The 15572-nt window shown below is 74.5% G+C and carries 14 protein-coding genes; 13 read left to right on the top strand and 1 reads right to left on the bottom strand.

From position 1 onward, the window contains the following. Positions 1-68 precede the first annotated feature (68 nt). From ACSLIC_RS02500 to ACSLIC_RS02465, 8 genes are all read left to right on the top strand, one after another. Positions 69-1178 (top strand): quinone-dependent dihydroorotate dehydrogenase, encoded by a 1110-nt coding sequence (locus tag ACSLIC_RS02500; protein ID WP_436736029.1) that lies wholly within the window; start codon positions 69-71, stop codon positions 1176-1178. After that, positions 1175-2029, top strand: coding sequence for an orotidine-5'-phosphate decarboxylase (gene pyrF / locus ACSLIC_RS02495; RefSeq protein WP_436736028.1), 855 nt, complete (start codon positions 1175-1177; stop codon positions 2027-2029). The genes ACSLIC_RS02500 and pyrF overlap by 4 nt, the downstream gene beginning before the upstream one ends. A gap of 434 nt (positions 2030-2463) precedes the next feature. Then, the gene (locus ACSLIC_RS02490; protein ID WP_436736027.1) at positions 2464-2787 is read left to right on the top strand and encodes an integration host factor; all 324 of its coding nucleotides are present in this window, start codon (positions 2464-2466) and stop codon (positions 2785-2787) included. Between the two features lie 48 nt (positions 2788-2835). Further along, complete coding sequence (gmk, locus tag ACSLIC_RS02485; RefSeq protein WP_436736026.1) at positions 2836-3429, top strand: guanylate kinase; 594 nt, start codon at positions 2836-2838, stop codon at positions 3427-3429. A gap of 139 nt (positions 3430-3568) precedes the next feature. Continuing rightward, positions 3569-3841 (top strand): DNA-directed RNA polymerase subunit omega, encoded by a 273-nt coding sequence (gene rpoZ, locus ACSLIC_RS02480; protein WP_023420371.1) that lies wholly within the window; start codon positions 3569-3571, stop codon positions 3839-3841. Positions 3842-4006: 165 nt separating this feature from the next. After that, entirely contained in the window at positions 4007-5254 is a 1248-nt protein-coding gene (coaBC, locus tag ACSLIC_RS02475) for a bifunctional phosphopantothenoylcysteine decarboxylase/phosphopantothenate--cysteine ligase CoaBC (RefSeq protein WP_436736025.1), read from the top strand. A gap of 240 nt (positions 5255-5494) precedes the next feature. Beyond that, the gene (gene metK, locus ACSLIC_RS02470) at positions 5495-6703 is read left to right on the top strand and encodes a methionine adenosyltransferase (RefSeq protein ID WP_436736024.1); all 1209 of its coding nucleotides are present in this window, start codon (positions 5495-5497) and stop codon (positions 6701-6703) included. Between the two features lie 136 nt (positions 6704-6839). After that, positions 6840-8975 (top strand): primosomal protein N', encoded by a 2136-nt coding sequence (locus ACSLIC_RS02465; RefSeq protein ID WP_436736023.1) that lies wholly within the window; start codon positions 6840-6842, stop codon positions 8973-8975. A 379-nt stretch (positions 8976-9354) separates the two neighbouring features. Here the strand turns inward: ACSLIC_RS02465 and ACSLIC_RS02460 are convergent, their stop codons facing one another. Then, the gene (locus ACSLIC_RS02460) at positions 9355-9876 is read right to left on the bottom strand and encodes a hypothetical protein (RefSeq protein WP_436736022.1); all 522 of its coding nucleotides are present in this window, start codon (positions 9874-9876) and stop codon (positions 9355-9357) included. Positions 9877-10242: 366 nt separating this feature from the next. Between ACSLIC_RS02460 and fmt the strand changes: the two genes are divergently transcribed. The 5 genes from fmt to ACSLIC_RS02435 all read left to right on the top strand — a co-directional run bounded on the left by fmt (position 10243) and on the right by ACSLIC_RS02435 (position 15499). Further along, entirely contained in the window at positions 10243-11187 is a 945-nt protein-coding gene (gene fmt / locus ACSLIC_RS02455) for a methionyl-tRNA formyltransferase (RefSeq protein ID WP_436736021.1), read from the top strand. Positions 11188-11310: 123 nt separating this feature from the next. Beyond that, positions 11311-12747 (top strand): RsmB/NOP family class I SAM-dependent RNA methyltransferase, encoded by a 1437-nt coding sequence (locus ACSLIC_RS02450; RefSeq protein ID WP_436736020.1) that lies wholly within the window; start codon positions 11311-11313, stop codon positions 12745-12747. Positions 12748-12998: 251 nt separating this feature from the next. Beyond that, positions 12999-13553 (top strand): DinB family protein, encoded by a 555-nt coding sequence (locus ACSLIC_RS02445; RefSeq protein WP_436736019.1) that lies wholly within the window; start codon positions 12999-13001, stop codon positions 13551-13553. Positions 13554-13646: 93 nt separating this feature from the next. Continuing rightward, on the top strand, positions 13647-14333 hold the full coding sequence (rpe, locus tag ACSLIC_RS02440) for a ribulose-phosphate 3-epimerase (protein WP_436736018.1): 687 nt from the start codon (positions 13647-13649) through the stop codon (positions 14331-14333). Positions 14334-14446: 113 nt separating this feature from the next. After that, complete coding sequence (locus ACSLIC_RS02435; protein WP_436736017.1) at positions 14447-15499, top strand: sugar-binding transcriptional regulator; 1053 nt, start codon at positions 14447-14449, stop codon at positions 15497-15499. Positions 15500-15572: the final 73 nt, after the last annotated feature.

Raw genomic sequence — 15572 nt, 5'->3', positions numbered from 1 at the left:
GGGGACACCGGAAACGGTGTCCCCCTCTTCATGAGGCCCGGCCCCGCCCCTGACGAGGACACTCCCGCATGTACCCGCTCTTCTTCCGCCTGTTCTTCCGGCGCCTGGACGCCGAGCGCGCCCACCACCTCGCCTTCCGCTGGATCCGGCTCGCCGCCCGCGTCCCGGTGCTGCGGACCTTCGCCGCCGCCTATTTCGCGCCCCGCCACCAGGAGCTGCGGACCGAGGCGCTCGGCCTGCGTATGCACGGCCCCTTCGGCCTCGCCGCCGGCTTCGACAAGAACGCGGTCGGCGTCGACGGCATGGCCATGCTCGGCTTCGACCACGTCGAGATCGGCACCGTCACCGGGCAGGCCCAGCCGGGCAACCCGCCGAAGCGCCTCTTCCGCCTGGTCGAGGACCGCGCCCTGATCAACCGCATGGGCTTCAACAACGAGGGCTCCGCGGCCGTCGCCGCCCGCCTCAGCGGACGCCGCCCCGTCTTCCGCACCACCGTCGGCGTCAACATCGGCAAGACCAAGGCCGTCCCCGAGGACGAGGCCGTCGCCGACTACGTCACCTCCACCGAGCGGCTCGCCGCCCACGCCGACTACCTCGTCGTCAACGTCTCCTCGCCCAACACCCCCGGCCTGCGCGACCTCCAGGCCGTCGGCCACCTGCGCCCGCTGCTCACCGCCGTCCGCGAGGCCGCCGACCGCTCGGTCCCCGGCCGCCGCGTCCCGCTGCTGGTCAAGATCGCCCCCGACCTCGCCGACGAGGACGTCGACGCCGTCGCCGACCTCGCCGTCGAACTCGGCCTGGACGGCATCATCGCCACCAACACCACCATCGCCCGCGAGGGCCTGGGCCTCACCGCCGGCCCCGCCCTGGTCGCGGAGACCGGCGGCCTCTCCGGCGCGCCCCTCAAGGCCCGCTCCCTCCAGGTGCTGCGCCGCCTGTACGCCCGCGTCGGCGACCGCCTCACCCTGGTCGGCGTCGGGGGCGTGGAGACGGCCGAGGACGCCTGGCAGCGCATCCTCGCCGGCGCCACCCTGGTCCAGGGCTACAGCGCCTTCATCTACACCGGCCCCGGCTACGCCCGCGCCGTCCACCGGGGCCTGGCCCGGCTCCTGGCAGCCAGCCCCCACGCCACCCTCGCCGAAGCCGTCGGCGCCGACACCCGGAAGGACGCCGCATGACGACGACCCCGCCCGCCGTCCCCGTCCCCTTCGGCACCCGGCTGCGCCGCGCCATGGACACGTACGGGCCGCTCTGCGTCGGCATCGACCCGCACCCCTCGCTCCTCGCCGACTGGGGGCTCGGGGACGATGTCGCGGGGCTGGCCGCGTTCACCCGGGCCAGCGTCGACGCGCTCGCCGGGCACGTCGCCTCGGTGAAGCCGCAGAGCGCCTTCTTCGAGCGGTTCGGCTCGCGGGGCCTGGCCGTCCTCGAAGGCGCCGTCGCCGAACTGCGGGACGCGGGGACCCTGGTGATCATGGATGCCAAGCGCGGCGACATCGGCTCCACCATGACCGCCTACGCCCAGACCTACCTGAGCCCCGGCGCCCCCCTCTTCAGCGACGCCCTCACCGTCTCGCCCTACCTCGGCTACGGCTCCCTCGCCCCCGCCGTGGAACTGGCCCGCGAGTCCGGCAGCGGCTTGTTCGTGCTCGCCCTCACCTCCAACCCGGAGGGCGCCGAGGTCCAGCACGCGGTGCGCCCCGACGGCCGCACCGTGGGCGCCACGATCCTGGCCCACCTCTCCCGCGACAACCAGGGCGGCGCCCCGATGGGCTCCTTCGGCGCGGTGGTCGGCGCGACCCTGGGCGACCTCTCCTCGTACGACCTGGAGATCGGCGGGCCCCTGCTGGCCCCCGGCATCGGGGCGCAGGGGGCGACGCCGGCCGATCTGCCGAAGGTCTTCGGCCCGGCCGCCCGCCTCGTCGTGCCCAACGTCAGCCGCGGCGTCCTGCGCCACGGGCCCGACGCCGCCGCGCTGCGCGGGGCCGCCGAGCGGTTCGCCGGCGAGATCCGGGCCGCAGTGGGGTGACCGGCACCCCGTGGGGCCGGCCGCCGGCGGTCCCACGGGGGTGCCCCGGCGTCCGGATGGGATGGCCGGTCCGCCCGGTCCGCGCCCCGCAACTGCAAAGTTCAACCAAAAAACGCGATGGGAAGACCCCTGACGGCGATTCCGCATCGCCGGGAGGCTGTTCGCCGACGCCCCGTTGACGCGTTGTCGACGCGACACGGCGCCCGTCACCCCGAAATTCTCGGCCCTTATGTCGCGAATGTCGCATACCTGGGACCGCTTGACGATCCTGACCAGGACTTTTCGACTGTTCTCGCTGACTCGGGACGCCATGGCCGCTAGTCTCCACCGAGAGCGACGGAGCAAGCGCGTTGCTCCGTTCAGCCCCGGTGGGGGACCGATCGGTCCTGCGCCGGATTCGTATCCGACAGTTCGACATCCGAGGTGACGTAGGCGTGGCTCTTCCGCCCCTTACCCCCGAACAGCGCGCAGCCGCGCTCGAAAAGGCCGCCGCGGCTCGCCGGGAGCGGGCCGAGGTCAAGAATCGACTCAAGCACTCCGGCGCCTCGCTGCACGAGGTCATCAAGCAGGGCCAGGAGAACGACGTCATCGGCAAGATGAAGGTCTCCGCCCTCCTCGAATCGCTCCCGGGCGTGGGCAAGGTCCGGGCCCGGCAGATCATGGAGCGGCTCGGTATCTCCGAGAGCCGCCGCGTGCGCGGCCTCGGCTCCAACCAGATCGCCTCCCTGGAGCGGGAGTTCGGGGGCTCCCCGGCCTGACGCGAGCCTGCTTTCCGGTCCCGGCCGGGAAGCTGGAATAATCGCCTCATGGCTGCAACACCCCGGGGGACCGCCCCCGTACCCCCGGACGCACGTCCGCGACTGACCGTGCTCTCCGGCCCCTCCGGGGTCGGCAAGAGCACGGTCGTCGCCCATATGCGCAAGGAGCACCCCGAGGTCTGGCTCTCGGTCTCCGCCACCACGCGCAAGCCCCGACCGGGCGAGGAGCACGGAGTCCAGTACTTCTTCGTCTCCGACGAGGAGTTCGACAAGCTCATCGCCAACGGCGAACTGCTCGAATGGGCCGAGTTCGCCGGGAACCGCTACGGCACCCCCCGGCGCGCCGTGCTCGACCGCCTGGAGGCCGGTGAGCCGGTCCTGCTGGAGATCGACCTCCAGGGCGCCCGGCAGGTCAAGGAGTCCATGGCCGACGCGCAGCTGGTCTTCCTCGCCCCGCCGAGCTGGGAAGAGCTGGTCCGCCGCCTCACCGGGCGCGGTACCGAGTCGGCCGAGGTGATCGAGCGCCGTCTGGCGGCCGCCAGGATCGAACTGGCCGCCGAGGCGGAGTTCGACACCACCCTGGTCAACACCTCCGTCGAGACGGTGGCCGTCGAGCTGCTAGCCTTGATGGAGATTGCCTGATCCATCGCATGATTCATGGTGATCCGCTGCCCCACCGTCCGTGCGGCACCTGACCCCGACGCCCCGCCCCGGCGGGCGACGCCGGAGACCGGACCGCGACGGGGGCAGTCCCCCAGAAGTTTCTTCGGAAGGCTAGAGAGTGTCCTCTCCCATCACCACGCCCGAGGGCATCATCAACCCGCCGATCGACGAGCTGCTTGAGGCCACGGACTCCAAGTACAGCCTCGTGATCTACGCGGCCAAGCGCGCCCGTCAGATCAACGCCTACTACTCGCAGCTCGGCGAGGGCCTGCTGGAGTACGTCGGTCCGCTGGTGGACACCCACGTGCACGAGAAGCCCCTGTCGATCGCGCTCCGCGAGATCAACGCGGGCCTGCTGACCTCCGAGGCCGTCGAGGGCCCCGCCCAGTAACACCCGTCGGCAGTACCACCGCACACGCACACCACCACGGGCCCGGCAGCACCGCTGCCGGGCCCGTGGTGTGTCATAGGGTGCCAGGCGGCCCCGCACCCGGGGCCCGGGCCCGGTGCCGGGGACACGGCACCCGGAGCCGAGACCGACAGGCGAGGAGACGTGGTGGCGGACGACGTGGCGGCAGCGGGCGGGACGCGGGACGGCGGCAAGGGCGGACTGCGGGTCGTCCTCGGGGTCACCGGCGGCATCGCCGCCTACAAGGCGTGCGAGCTGTTGCGCAGGTTCACCGAGGCCGGCCACACCGTCCGGGTGGTGCCCACCGCGTCCGCGCTCCGTTTCGTCGGCGCCCCGACCTGGTCGGCCCTCTCCGGGCAGCCCGTCTCCACCGAGGTGTGGGACGAGGTGCACGAGGTCCCGCACGTCCGCATCGGCCAGCGGGCCGACCTCGTCGTCGTCGCGCCGGCCACCGCCGACGTCCTCGCCAAGGCCGCCCACGGCCTCGCCGACGACCTCCTCACCAACACCCTGCTGACCGCCCGCTGCCCGGTGGTCTTCGCCCCCGCGATGCACACCGAGATGTGGGAGCACCCCGCGACCCGGGAGAACGTCGCCACCCTGCGCCGCCGCGGGGCCGTCGTCATCGAACCGGCCGTCGGCCGCCTCACCGGGGCCGACAGCGGCAAGGGGCGGCTGCCCGACCCCGGCGAGATCTACGAGCTCTGCCTGCGGGTGGGCGAGCGCGGCGCCGCCGACCGCGACCTGGCCGGGCGGCACGTCGTCGTCAGCGCCGGCGGCACCCGCGAGCCGCTCGACCCGGTCCGCTTCCTAGGCAACCGCTCCTCCGGCAAGCAGGGGTACGCCCTGGCCCGCACCGCCGCCGCCCGGGGCGCCCGGGTGACGCTGCTCGCGGCCAACGCCGCCCTGCCCGACCCTGCCGGGGTCGACGTCGTCCACGTCACCACCGCGATGGAGCTGCGCGACGCCGTCCGGCAGGCCGCCACCCACGCCGACGCCGTCGTGATGGCGGCGGCCGTGGCCGACTTCCGGCCCGCCGCGTACGCCGCCGGGAAGATCAAGAAGCAGGACGGCAAGGAGCCCGAGCCGGTCGCGCTCGTCCGTAATCCGGACATCCTCGCCGAGCTGGCCGCCGACCGGGCCCGCCCCGGCCAACTGATCGTCGGCTTCGCGGCCGAGACCGACGACGTCCTCGCCAACGGCCGGGCCAAGCTCCGCCGCAAGGGCTGCGATCTGCTGGTGGTCAACGAGGTCGGCGAGAACAAGACCTTCGGGGCCGAGGAGAGCGAGGCCGTGGTGCTCGCCGCGGACGGCGGTGAGACGCCCGTTCCGTACGGCCGTAAGGAGAACCTCGCCGACACGGTGTGGGACCTGGTGGCCAACCGCCTGAGGTGAGTGCCAAGATCCCCCCACCGGGTCTGCCGAACCTGGCGCAAACGGTACGAATGGCCGACCGTGAGGAGGGTATTCCGTATCGATCAAGGCCGTGCCGCTGGTCACAGAGCTCCCAAGAGGCGAGACAACTGGCCCGTCGGCGCGCTGTGACCGATAAACTGCCGTCGGACCGTGCCGGGCGCAGCTCCCGGACGGTCCGGCCATGATCAGCCAGCAGCCGCTGCAACCACAGGGAGCGATGTGTCCCGCCGTCTCTTCACCTCGGAGTCCGTGACCGAGGGTCACCCCGACAAGATCGCTGACCAGATCAGCGACACGATCCTCGACGCGCTGCTGCGGGAGGACCCCTCCTCCCGCGTCGCCGTGGAGACGTTGATCACCACCGGCCTCGTGCACGTCGCCGGTGAGGTCACGACCAAGGCGTACGCGCCGATCGCGCAGCTCGTGCGCGAGAAGATCCTGGAGATCGGCTACGACTCCTCCAAGAAGGGCTTCGACGGCGCCTCCTGCGGTGTCTCCGTCTCCATCGGCTCCCAGTCGCCCGACATCGCGCAGGGCGTCGACACCGCGTACGAGCAGCGGGTCGAGGGTGACGAGGACGAGCTGGACCGGCAGGGCGCGGGCGACCAGGGCCTGATGTTCGGCTACGCCTGCGACGAGACGCCCGAGCTGATGCCGCTGCCGATCCACCTGGCGCACCGGCTCTCGCGCCGCCTCTCCGAGGTCCGCAAGAACGGCACCATCCCGTACCTGCGCCCGGACGGAAAGACCCAGGTCACCATCGAGTACGACGGTGACAAGGCCGCCCGCCTCGACACGGTCGTCGTCTCCTCGCAGCACGCCTCCGACATCGACCTCGACTCGCTGCTGGCACCCGACATCCGCGAGTTCGTCGTGGAGCCGGAGCTGAAGGCGCTCCTGGACGACGGCATCAAGCTCGACACCGAGGGCTACCGCCTGCTGGTCAACCCGACCGGCCGCTTCGAGATCGGCGGCCCGATGGGCGACGCCGGCCTCACCGGCCGCAAGATCATCATCGACACCTACGGCGGCATGGCCCGCCACGGCGGCGGTGCCTTCTCGGGCAAGGACCCGTCCAAGGTCGACCGCTCGGCCGCCTACGCCATGCGCTGGGTCGCCAAGAACGTCGTCGCCGCCGGTCTGGCCTCGCGCTGCGAGGTCCAGGTCGCCTACGCCATCGGCAAGGCCGAGCCGGTCGGCCTCTTCGTGGAGACCTTCGGCACCGCCACCGTCGACCCCGAGAAGATCGAGAGCGCCATCAGCGAGGTCTTCGACCTCCGCCCGGCCGCGATCATCCGCGACCTCGACCTCCTCCGCCCCATCTACGCGAAGACGGCCGCCTACGGCCACTTCGGCCGCGCCCTGCCCGAGTTCACCTGGGAGCAGCCGAGCCGCGTGGAGGCCCTGCGGAAGGCCGCGGGAGTCTGACCCGCACCTGGTGATGTGACCGAGGCCCGGCTCCCTTCGGGGGGCCGGGCCTCGGCCATGCCCCGGCGGCGTGTGAGCCAGGGGTGCCCGCCCAGGCCCCCGGGCGATGTCCGGGCCGTCTGGTAGGAATGCAGGCGTGAGCAGCGAGGATGCGGGGGCCGGGGAGCGGTCCGGGAGGGAGCCGGAGCAGTTGGCGCTGGTCCGGGAGATGGCGCGGCAGGCCAAGGCGCCGAAGGCGAAGCCGCGGACCTGGCGCGGTGCCGATGTCGCGGAGCATCTGCCGGTGGCGCGCGTCGTGGTGGACAAGGGCGTGCTGCACCTCGACCGCTACTTCGACTACGCGGTGCCCAAGGAGCTGGACGCCGAGGCGCAGCCGGGGGTGCGGGTGCGCGTGCGGTTCTCCGCCGGGGCCGGCCGGGTGCACGCGGGGCGGCGCGAGGGCGGCGGGCTGATCAGCGGCTTCATCGTGGACCGGCTGGCCGAGTCGGACTACGACGGGCCGCTGGCCGCGCTCGCCCAGGTGGTCTCGCCCGAACCGGTGCTCACCCCGGAGCTGCTGGGCCTCGCCCGCGCCGTGGCCGACCGGTACGCGGGCAGCCTCGCCGACGTCCTGCAGCTCGCGGTGCCGCCGAGGAACGCCAAGGCCGAGGCGGCGGCGTCCCCGGAACCCCTGCCCCCGCCGACCGCACCGGAGGCGGGGAGCTGGGAGCGGTACGGACCGGCCGGGCCCGGGCTCCTCGCCGAGCTGGCCCGGGGCGGGGCGCCGAGGGCGGTGTGGACCGCGCTGCCCGGCCCGCAGTGGGCCGAGGAGCTGGCCAGAGCCGTGGCCGCGACGCTGGCCTCGGGCCGCGGAGCCCTCGTGGTCCTGCCCGACGGGCGGCACGCCGCGCGGGTGGACGCGGCGCTCACGGCGCTGCTCGGCAAGGGCCACCACACGCTGCTGACGGCCGACGCCGGCCCCCAGAAGCGGTACCGCCAGTGGCTCTCCGTGCACCGCGGCTCGGTACGGGCCGTGGTCGGGACCCGCGCCGCCATGTTCGCGCCCGTCCGCGACCTCGGCCTGGTCGCCCTCTGGGACGACGGCAACGAGAACCACAGCGAACAGCACGCCCCCCAGCCGCACGCCCGGGACGTGCTGATGCTGCGGGCCGCCCACGAGAACTGCGCCGTGCTGCTCGGCTCGGTGAGCTGCACCGTCGAAGCGGCCCAGCTCGTCGACAGCGGCTGGGCGGTGCCCGTCGCCGCCGACCGCGCGGTCACCCGGGCCGCCGCCCCCCGGGTGAGGACCATCGCCGACCACGACCTCGCCCGCGACGCGGCGGCCCGCACCGCCCGGCTGCCCTCCCTCGCCTGGCAGGCGCTGCGCGACGGGCTGCGCGCGGGCCCGGTTCTCGTCCAGGTGCCCCGGCGCGGTTACGTGCCTCGGCTGGCCTGCGAGCGGTGCCGGGAGCCCGCCCGCTGCCGGTACTGCGCGGGCCCGCTCCAGGCGGCCGAGTCCTCCCTGCTGCACTGCGCCTGGTGCGGGCGCCCGGAGGCCGACTGGCACTGCGAGGAGTGTGGCGGGTTCCGGCTGCGCGCCCAGGTCACCGGGGCGCGGCGGACCGCGGAGGAACTGGGCCGGGCCTTCCCGTCCGTCCCGGTGCGCACCTCCGGCCGCGAACAGGTGCTGGACACCGTGGACGCCGCCCCCGCCCTGGTCGTCTCCACCCCGGGCGCCGAACCGGTCGCCGAGGGCGGTTACGCGGCGGCGGTCCTGCTCGACGGCTGGGCTCTGCTCAACCGCCCCGACCTGCGGGCCGGCGAGACGGCCCTGTGGCGCTGGATGTCTGCCTCGGCGCTGGTGCGCGGCCAGTCGGCGGGCGGCACCGTGGTGATCGTCGCGGAGCCGACGCTCGCCCCCGTACAGGCCCTGGTCCGCTGGGACCCGGTCGGCTATGCCCTGCGCGAGTACGCCGACCGGTCCGAGCTGGGCTTCCCGCCCGTCTCCCGGATGGCGGCGGTGGCCGGGCCGCAGGCGGCGGTGGCGGAGTTCCTCGGTGCCGTCGGCCTCCCGCCGGACGCGGAGATCCTGGGCCCGGTCCCGCTGCACGAGTCCGCTGAGCCGGGGCGTGGGCGTGTGGCGGAGGGGCCGCAGGTGCGTGCGCTGGTACGGGTGCCGCCCGGGAGCGGTATGGCGCTGGCGCAGGCGCTGAAGACGGCGCAGGCGGCGCGGATGGCTCGTGGAGGAAGGGCACCGGTGCGGGTGCGGGTTGATCCACCGGATATCGGGTGAGGGCTGGTGCGTGAGGGGCCGCCGGTGCCGTGGAACCGGATCGGTGCGGGGACTTGCCGAGGGGGGAAGTGCGGGGCAGGGAGGCTGCTCCAGCCTGTCCCGGGGGTGCGCCCCGCGCCTGGCCGACGACCGGTGCGCCGCTGGACCCGCGCTCCCCTTCCGCGAGGACGAGACGGATGACGCGTGGGCGGACGGCCCAGGTCGCTCGGCCCCGGTTCGGCACGGAGGGGCCCGGGTCGGCTGTCGGGATGACGGACGCGTGGCGGCGGGTTCCGGGCGCACGCGACCGGGCCGGGCCGGGCGGGGCCCGTGCCCGGCCCGCCCCTACACACACCGCTGCCCCCGCCTGTCGGGACGGGGGCAGCGAGTCAGTGGCCGGTCAGCCGTGGCGGGGCCCGGGGAGGGCGTTGGGGCGGACCGTGGGGGCGGCGGTGGGCTGGGTGGGCATGGAGCGGGCCGCCGGGATCGTGGGGAGGCCGGTGTTGAGGGGGACCGGGCGGGTGGAGGTGGAGGTCTCGCCGGCGCGCTCCGCCTCGGCGGCGGCCTGGACGGTGGCGCGGCGGGCGCCGTAGCGGCGGTGGACCGCCTGCTTGGTCACCCCGAGGGCGGAGCCGACCGCGTCCCAGGAGAAGCCGAGGGAGCGGTCGAAGTCCACGGCGGCGGTGACCAGGGTCTCGACGCTGTCCCGCAGCTCCTGGGCCAGGCGCACGGTGGGTGCGGGGGCCCGGCCGTAGACGACGAAGCCGGTGGCGGGGCCGGTGCGGCGGGGGCGGTAGACGTTGCCCAGCTGGGCGGTGAGGGTGCGGAGCGCGTCCACCTGGCGGCGGACCCGCTCGATGTCCCGCACCAGCAGGTGCAGGCTGGCCCGTGCCTGTGCGTCGTGGGTTGCGTGGTCGGCCATGAACAAGCCTCTCGAACGGGCGGTGGGATGGAGGGAGACGGGCCACTGGCGAAGGCCCGTGGAAGTCAACTCGCCTTGACCAACGCCCGGCGCCCTGAGTGGTCACGCCCCAGGGCGTATGTGTCGAGACGCGGGGCGCACGAGGCCGCGTACGCCCCCGAGGGGCAGGGGAGTTGTGCGCGTGTCCGGGAGAGGGCGCGGAGATCGGGGAGGACGGGCACACCTGGTGGTACGGGGCCCGGCGGTGCGCCCCGGGCAAGCGTCGCCGGCGCCGTGCGGCCTAGACTGGCGCGGCTCCCCGCCAGGCGTGCCCGCCGGGAGGGGCGCCGTGGCTCCGCCCGTACGACATAGCGAGGTATCCCCACCGTGAGGCTCGTCTTCGCCGGCACCCCCGAGGTCGCCGTTCCCGCTCTGGACGCCCTGATCGCCTCGGAGCGGCACGAGGTGGTCGCCGTCGTCACCCGGCCCGACGCCCCGGCCGGGCGCGGCCGGCGGCTGGTCGCCAGCCCGGTCGCGGAGCGCGCCGAGGAGGCCGGCATCGAGGTGCTGAAGCCGAACCGGCCGAGGGACGAGGAGTTCCTGGCCCGGCTGCGGGAGATCAGCCCCGACTGCTGCCCGGTCGTCGCCTACGGCGCGCTGCTGCCCAAGGTGGCCCTGGACATCCCGGCCCGCGGCTGGGTCAACCTGCACTTCTCACTGCTCCCCGCCTGGCGCGGCGCGGCCCCCGTGCAGCACGCGGTCCTGGCCGGGGACGAGATCACCGGCGCCTCCACCTTCCTCATCGAGGAGGGTCTGGACTCCGGCCCCGTCTACGGCACCGTCACCGAGGAGGTCCGGCCCACCGACACCAGCGGCGACCTGCTCACCCGCCTGGCCTTCGCCGGGTCGGGTCTGCTCGCGGCGACCATGGACGGTATCGAGGACGGCACGTTGCAGGCCGCACCGCAGCCCGCCGACGGAGTCAGCCTCGCTCCCAAGCTCACCGTCGAGGACGCCCAGGTCGACTGGGCCGCGCCCGCGCTCCGCGTCGACCGGGTGGTGCGCGGCTGCACCCCCGCTCCCGGCGCGTGGACCGTCTTCCGGGGGGAACGGCTCAAGCTCGTCGCGGTCCGCCCGCTGCCCGGCGAGGACGGCCTCGCCCCGGGCGGCCTGGCCGTGGGCAAGAACCACGTGCACGCCGGTACCGGTTCGCACGCCGTCGAACTCCTGTGGGTCCAGCCGCAGGGCAAGAAGCCGATGCGGGCCGCCGACTGGGCGCGTGGCGTCCGGATCGCCCCGGGTGAGCGCCTCGGCGCGGCCGACGTACGCTGAGGGGGACAGGACCGCGCCCGTGGCGCCCCCGCCGGACAGGCGGACAGGCACCGCCGGGCGCGGCGGCGTGCCGGTCCGTGCGGCGGAGCGGTGAACCAGTGACCATGCGACAGCGGAGCACCTTTGACCGACCAGCCGTCCCGGCGTCCCCGTAAGACCGGCAAGCCCTACCGCCGACCCAAGAAGGACCCGGTGCGCATCCTCGCCTTCGAGGCGCTGCGCGCCGTCGACGAACGGGACGCCTACGCCAACCTGGTGCTGCCCGCCCTGCTCCGCAAGGCGCGTGAGGACCACCCCGACACCTTCGAGGCCCGGGACGCCGCCCTCGCCACCGAACTCGTCTACGGCACTCTGCGCCGCCAGGGCACCTACGACGCGATCATCGCGGCCTGCGTCGACCGGCCGCTGCGCGAGGTCGACCCGCCGGTCCTCGACGTCCTCTCACTCGGTGCCCACCAACTCCTCGGCACCCGCATCCCGAGCCACGCCGCGGTCTCCGCCACCGTGGAGCTGGCCCGCGTCGTCCTCGGCGACGGCCGCGCCAAGTTCGTCAACGCCGTGCTGCGCCGCGTCACCGCCGACGACCTCGACGGCTGGCTGGAGCGGGTCGCGCCGCCCTACGACCAGGACCCCGAGGACCACCTCGCCGTCGTCCACTCCCATCCGCGCTGGGTCGTCTCCGCGCTGTGGGACTCCCTCGGCGGCCCCCGCGCCGGCATCGAGGACCTGCTGGAGGCCGACAACGAGCGGCCCGAGGTCACCCTCGTCGCCCGCCCGGGCCGCGCCACCGCCGACTCCCTGCTCGACGGCCTCGGCCCGGACCGCGCCCTGCCGGGCCGCTGGTCGCCGTATGCCGTGCGGCTCACCGAGGGCGGCGAGCCCGGGGCCATCGACGCCGTCCGCGAGGGTGACGCCGGGGTGCAGGACGAGGGCAGCCAACTGGTGGCGCTCGCCCTCGCCGGCGCCCCGCTGGAGGGCTCGGACAGCCGCTGGCTCGACGCCTGCGCCGGCCCCGGCGGCAAGGCGGCGCTGCTCGCCGGGCTGGCCGCGCAGCGGGGCGCGACCCTGCTCGCCTCCGAGAAGCAGCCGCACCGCGCCGGGCTGGTCGCCAAGGCGCTGGCCGGCAACCCCGGCCCGTACCAGGTCATCGCCGCCGACGGGACGCGTCCGCCGTGGCGTCCCGGCTCCTTCGACCGGGTCCTGGTCGACGTGCCCTGCACCGGGCTCGGCGCGCTCCGCCGCCGCCCCGAGGCGCGCTGGCGCCGCCGCCCCGCGGACCTCGACGGGTTCGCGCCGCTCCAGCGGGCCCTGCTGCGGACCGCCCTGGAGTCGGTGCGCGTCGGCGGTGTCGTGGCGTACGCGACCTGCTCGCCGCACCTGGCCGAGACGCGTGCCGTCGTCGACGACGTCCTCAAGCGCGACGGCGGCGCCGAACTCCTGGACGCCCGCCCCCTGATGCCCGGCGTCCCCGCCCTGGGCGAGGGCCCCGACGTGCAGCTCTGGCCGCACTTGCACGGCACCGACGCGATGTACCTGGCGCTGCTGCGGCGCACCGCCTGAGGCCTCCGCCCCCGCGCGTACGCCATGGCGCGGGGGCCGACTCGCCGCAGCCGTAAGCCTGTCGGTGCTCCCGGGGCCGGCGTCGGCCGGTGGCACGCTTGCGCCCGAGAGCGGGGCGTGTGGGCGCCGGTGCCACGGGAAGGGGGTACGCGGCCCGGCCTCCTCCGGGGAGGCGGGAGCGGGCGGCCCCGACCGCGTACCGTCGCCAGAACGCTGGCGGGGCGGGGCCTCCTGATGCCAAGATCGGTGGCATGACCGCGACACCCCGCAAGCGCGCCGACATGTTCGTCCCCGCCGAGGAGGATCCCCGCGAGAACGGGCCGACCCGCGGCGACGAGGTCGCCACGCTCATGGAGTACCTGCGCTGCCAGCGGCTCACCCTGGAACTGAAGTGCGCGGGGCTCGACGCCGAACAGCTCGCCCGGCGCTCCGTCGAACCGTCCACCATGTCCCTGCTCGGGCTGGTGCGGCACATGGCCGACGTCGAGCGCGTCTGGTTCCGGGTGCGGATGGCGCGGCTCCAGGCGCCCCCGTACTTCCGGCTGCCCGAGGACCCCGACGGCGACTGGGACGGCGCGCGGCCCGACCCCGCCCTGGTCGAGGAGGCGTGGCGGCTGCTCCGCGCCGAGCAGGAGTTCACGGACGGGTTCGTGGCGCGGGCCTCCTCCCTCGACATCACCGGCGAGGTGCACGGTGAGGCGGTCTCGCTGCGCGACGTCCTGGTCCACCTCGTCGAGGAGTACGCGCGCCACAACGGGCACGCCGACTTCCTCCGCGAGCGGATCGACGGACGGGTCGGACAGTGACCGGCCCGCGGGCCGGACGGTAGGAGAGCGGCGGAAGCAGGGGTTCCGCCCTCCGGAGGCCGGAACCGGCCACGGGCATGGCAGTCTTGGGGCATGGCAGCGCAGATCAACCCCAGCATCCTCTCCGCCGACTTCGCCCGCCTCGCCGACGAGGCCCGCGCCGTCGAGGGGGCCGACTGGCTCCATGTCGACGTCATGGACAACCACTTCGTGCCCAACCTGACGCTCGGCGTACCCGTGGTCGAGTCGCTGGCCCGGGCCACCAGGACCCCGCTGGACTGCCACCTGATGATCGAGGACCCGGACCGCTGGGCGCCGCAGTACGTCGAGGCGGGCGCCGGGTCGGTCACCTTCCACGTGGAGGCGGCCGCCGCGCCGGTGCGCCTGGCCCGGGAGATCCGTGCCAAGGGTGCCCGCGCCGCCATGGCGCTCAAGCCCGCCACGGCGATCGAGCCGTACGAGGACCTGCTGCCCGAGCTGGACATGGTGCTGATCATGACGGTCGAGCCGGGCTTCGGCGGGCAGTCGTTCCTCGATCTCACGCTGCCGAAGATCCGCCGTACCCGGGAACTGATCGGTCGGCACGGCCTGGACCTCTGGCTCCAGGTGGACGGCGGCGTCTCGGCCCGCACCATCGAGCGGTGCGCCGAGGCCGGGGCCGACGTCTTCGTGGCCGGCTCGGCGGTCTACGGCGCCGAGGACCCGGCCGAGGCCGTCCGCTCGCTGCGCGACAGCGCCCGCGAGGCCACCGCCTCGGCCCCCTGGGCGTGCGGCCACTGAAGGCACCCTTACGCGGCACCCCGGGCCGAGCCCGGGGCACCGCTCGTCGAACGACCGCCCCGAAGGCCGATGGGGCACCGCCGGATCTGCGAGGATGAACGGCGGAGCCACTTGTGAACAGCAGTGAGGAGATTGCCGTGTCCGGCATGTCGGCGGGTCGTCCTGCCCTGCGGATGGGACCCGCGGAGCTGGTGCAGGCGGCCGCGATGGCCCGCCGTTTCTATCTGGAGGGCAAGTCCAAGATCCAGATCGCCGAGGAGTTCGGCGTCAGCCGCTTCAAGGTGGCCCGGGTCCTGGAGACCGCTCTCGAACGTGACCTCGTCCGCATCGAGATCCGCGTCCCGGCGGAACTCGACGCGGAACGCTCAGACGCCCTGCGGTCCCGCTTCGGGCTGCGGCACGCCGTGGTCGTGGAGTCGCCCGCCGAGGAGGAGGAGTCGCCCGACCCCGAGAACCTCGGCGAGGTCGCCGCGGACCTGCTCGGGGAACTCGTCAACGAGGGCGACGTACTCGGCCTCGCCTGGGGCCGCTCCACCATCCACATGGCCGCGGCCCTCGACAAGCTGCCGCCGTGCACCGTGGTGCAGCTGACCGGGGTGTACGACGCGGGCACCGCCGAGCGCGGATCGGTCGAGGCGGTCCGGCGGGCGGCCCAGGTCGCGGGCGGCGAGGCGCACCCGATCTACGCGCCGATGCTGCTGCCCGACCCGGCCACCGCCGCGGCGCTGCGCAACCAGACCGGGATCGCCCGGGCCTTCGAGCACTTCGACAAGGTGACGGTCGCGGCCGTCTCCATCGGCTCCTGGGAAACGGGCATCTCGACCGTGCACGACATGCTCAGCGAGGAGGAGCGGGCCCACTACGCCTCGCTCGGGGTCGCCGCCGAGATGTCGGCGCACCTCTTCGACGCCGAGGGGCGGCGGGTCGGGCGCGACCTGGGGGAGCGGTGTATCACCGTCGAGGCGGACCGGCTGCGGCGGATTCCCGAGGTGGTGGCCATCGCGGGGGGCGGGCGGAAGGCGCCGGCGATCGACGCGGTGCTGCGGTCCGGGCTGGTGACCAGTCTGGTCACCGACACCGCCGCCGCCGATCAGCTTCTGGCGGCCGCGGCTCCGCCCCGGCCCGCCCTGGACCGGGCCGACCCGGATGAGCCCGGGGACGCCTGAGCCCTGTCTCCAGGGCTCAGACGGCCCGGGGCAGGGCCCCCGGCGCCTGCCGCTCGGCGCGACTGCCACGCGC

It is taken from the genome of Streptomyces sp. BBFR102, from assembly GCF_051397025.1.
Lineage (GTDB): Bacteria > Actinomycetota > Actinomycetes > Streptomycetales > Streptomycetaceae > Streptomyces.
This window is presented reverse-complemented; position numbering and strand designations above follow the sequence as displayed.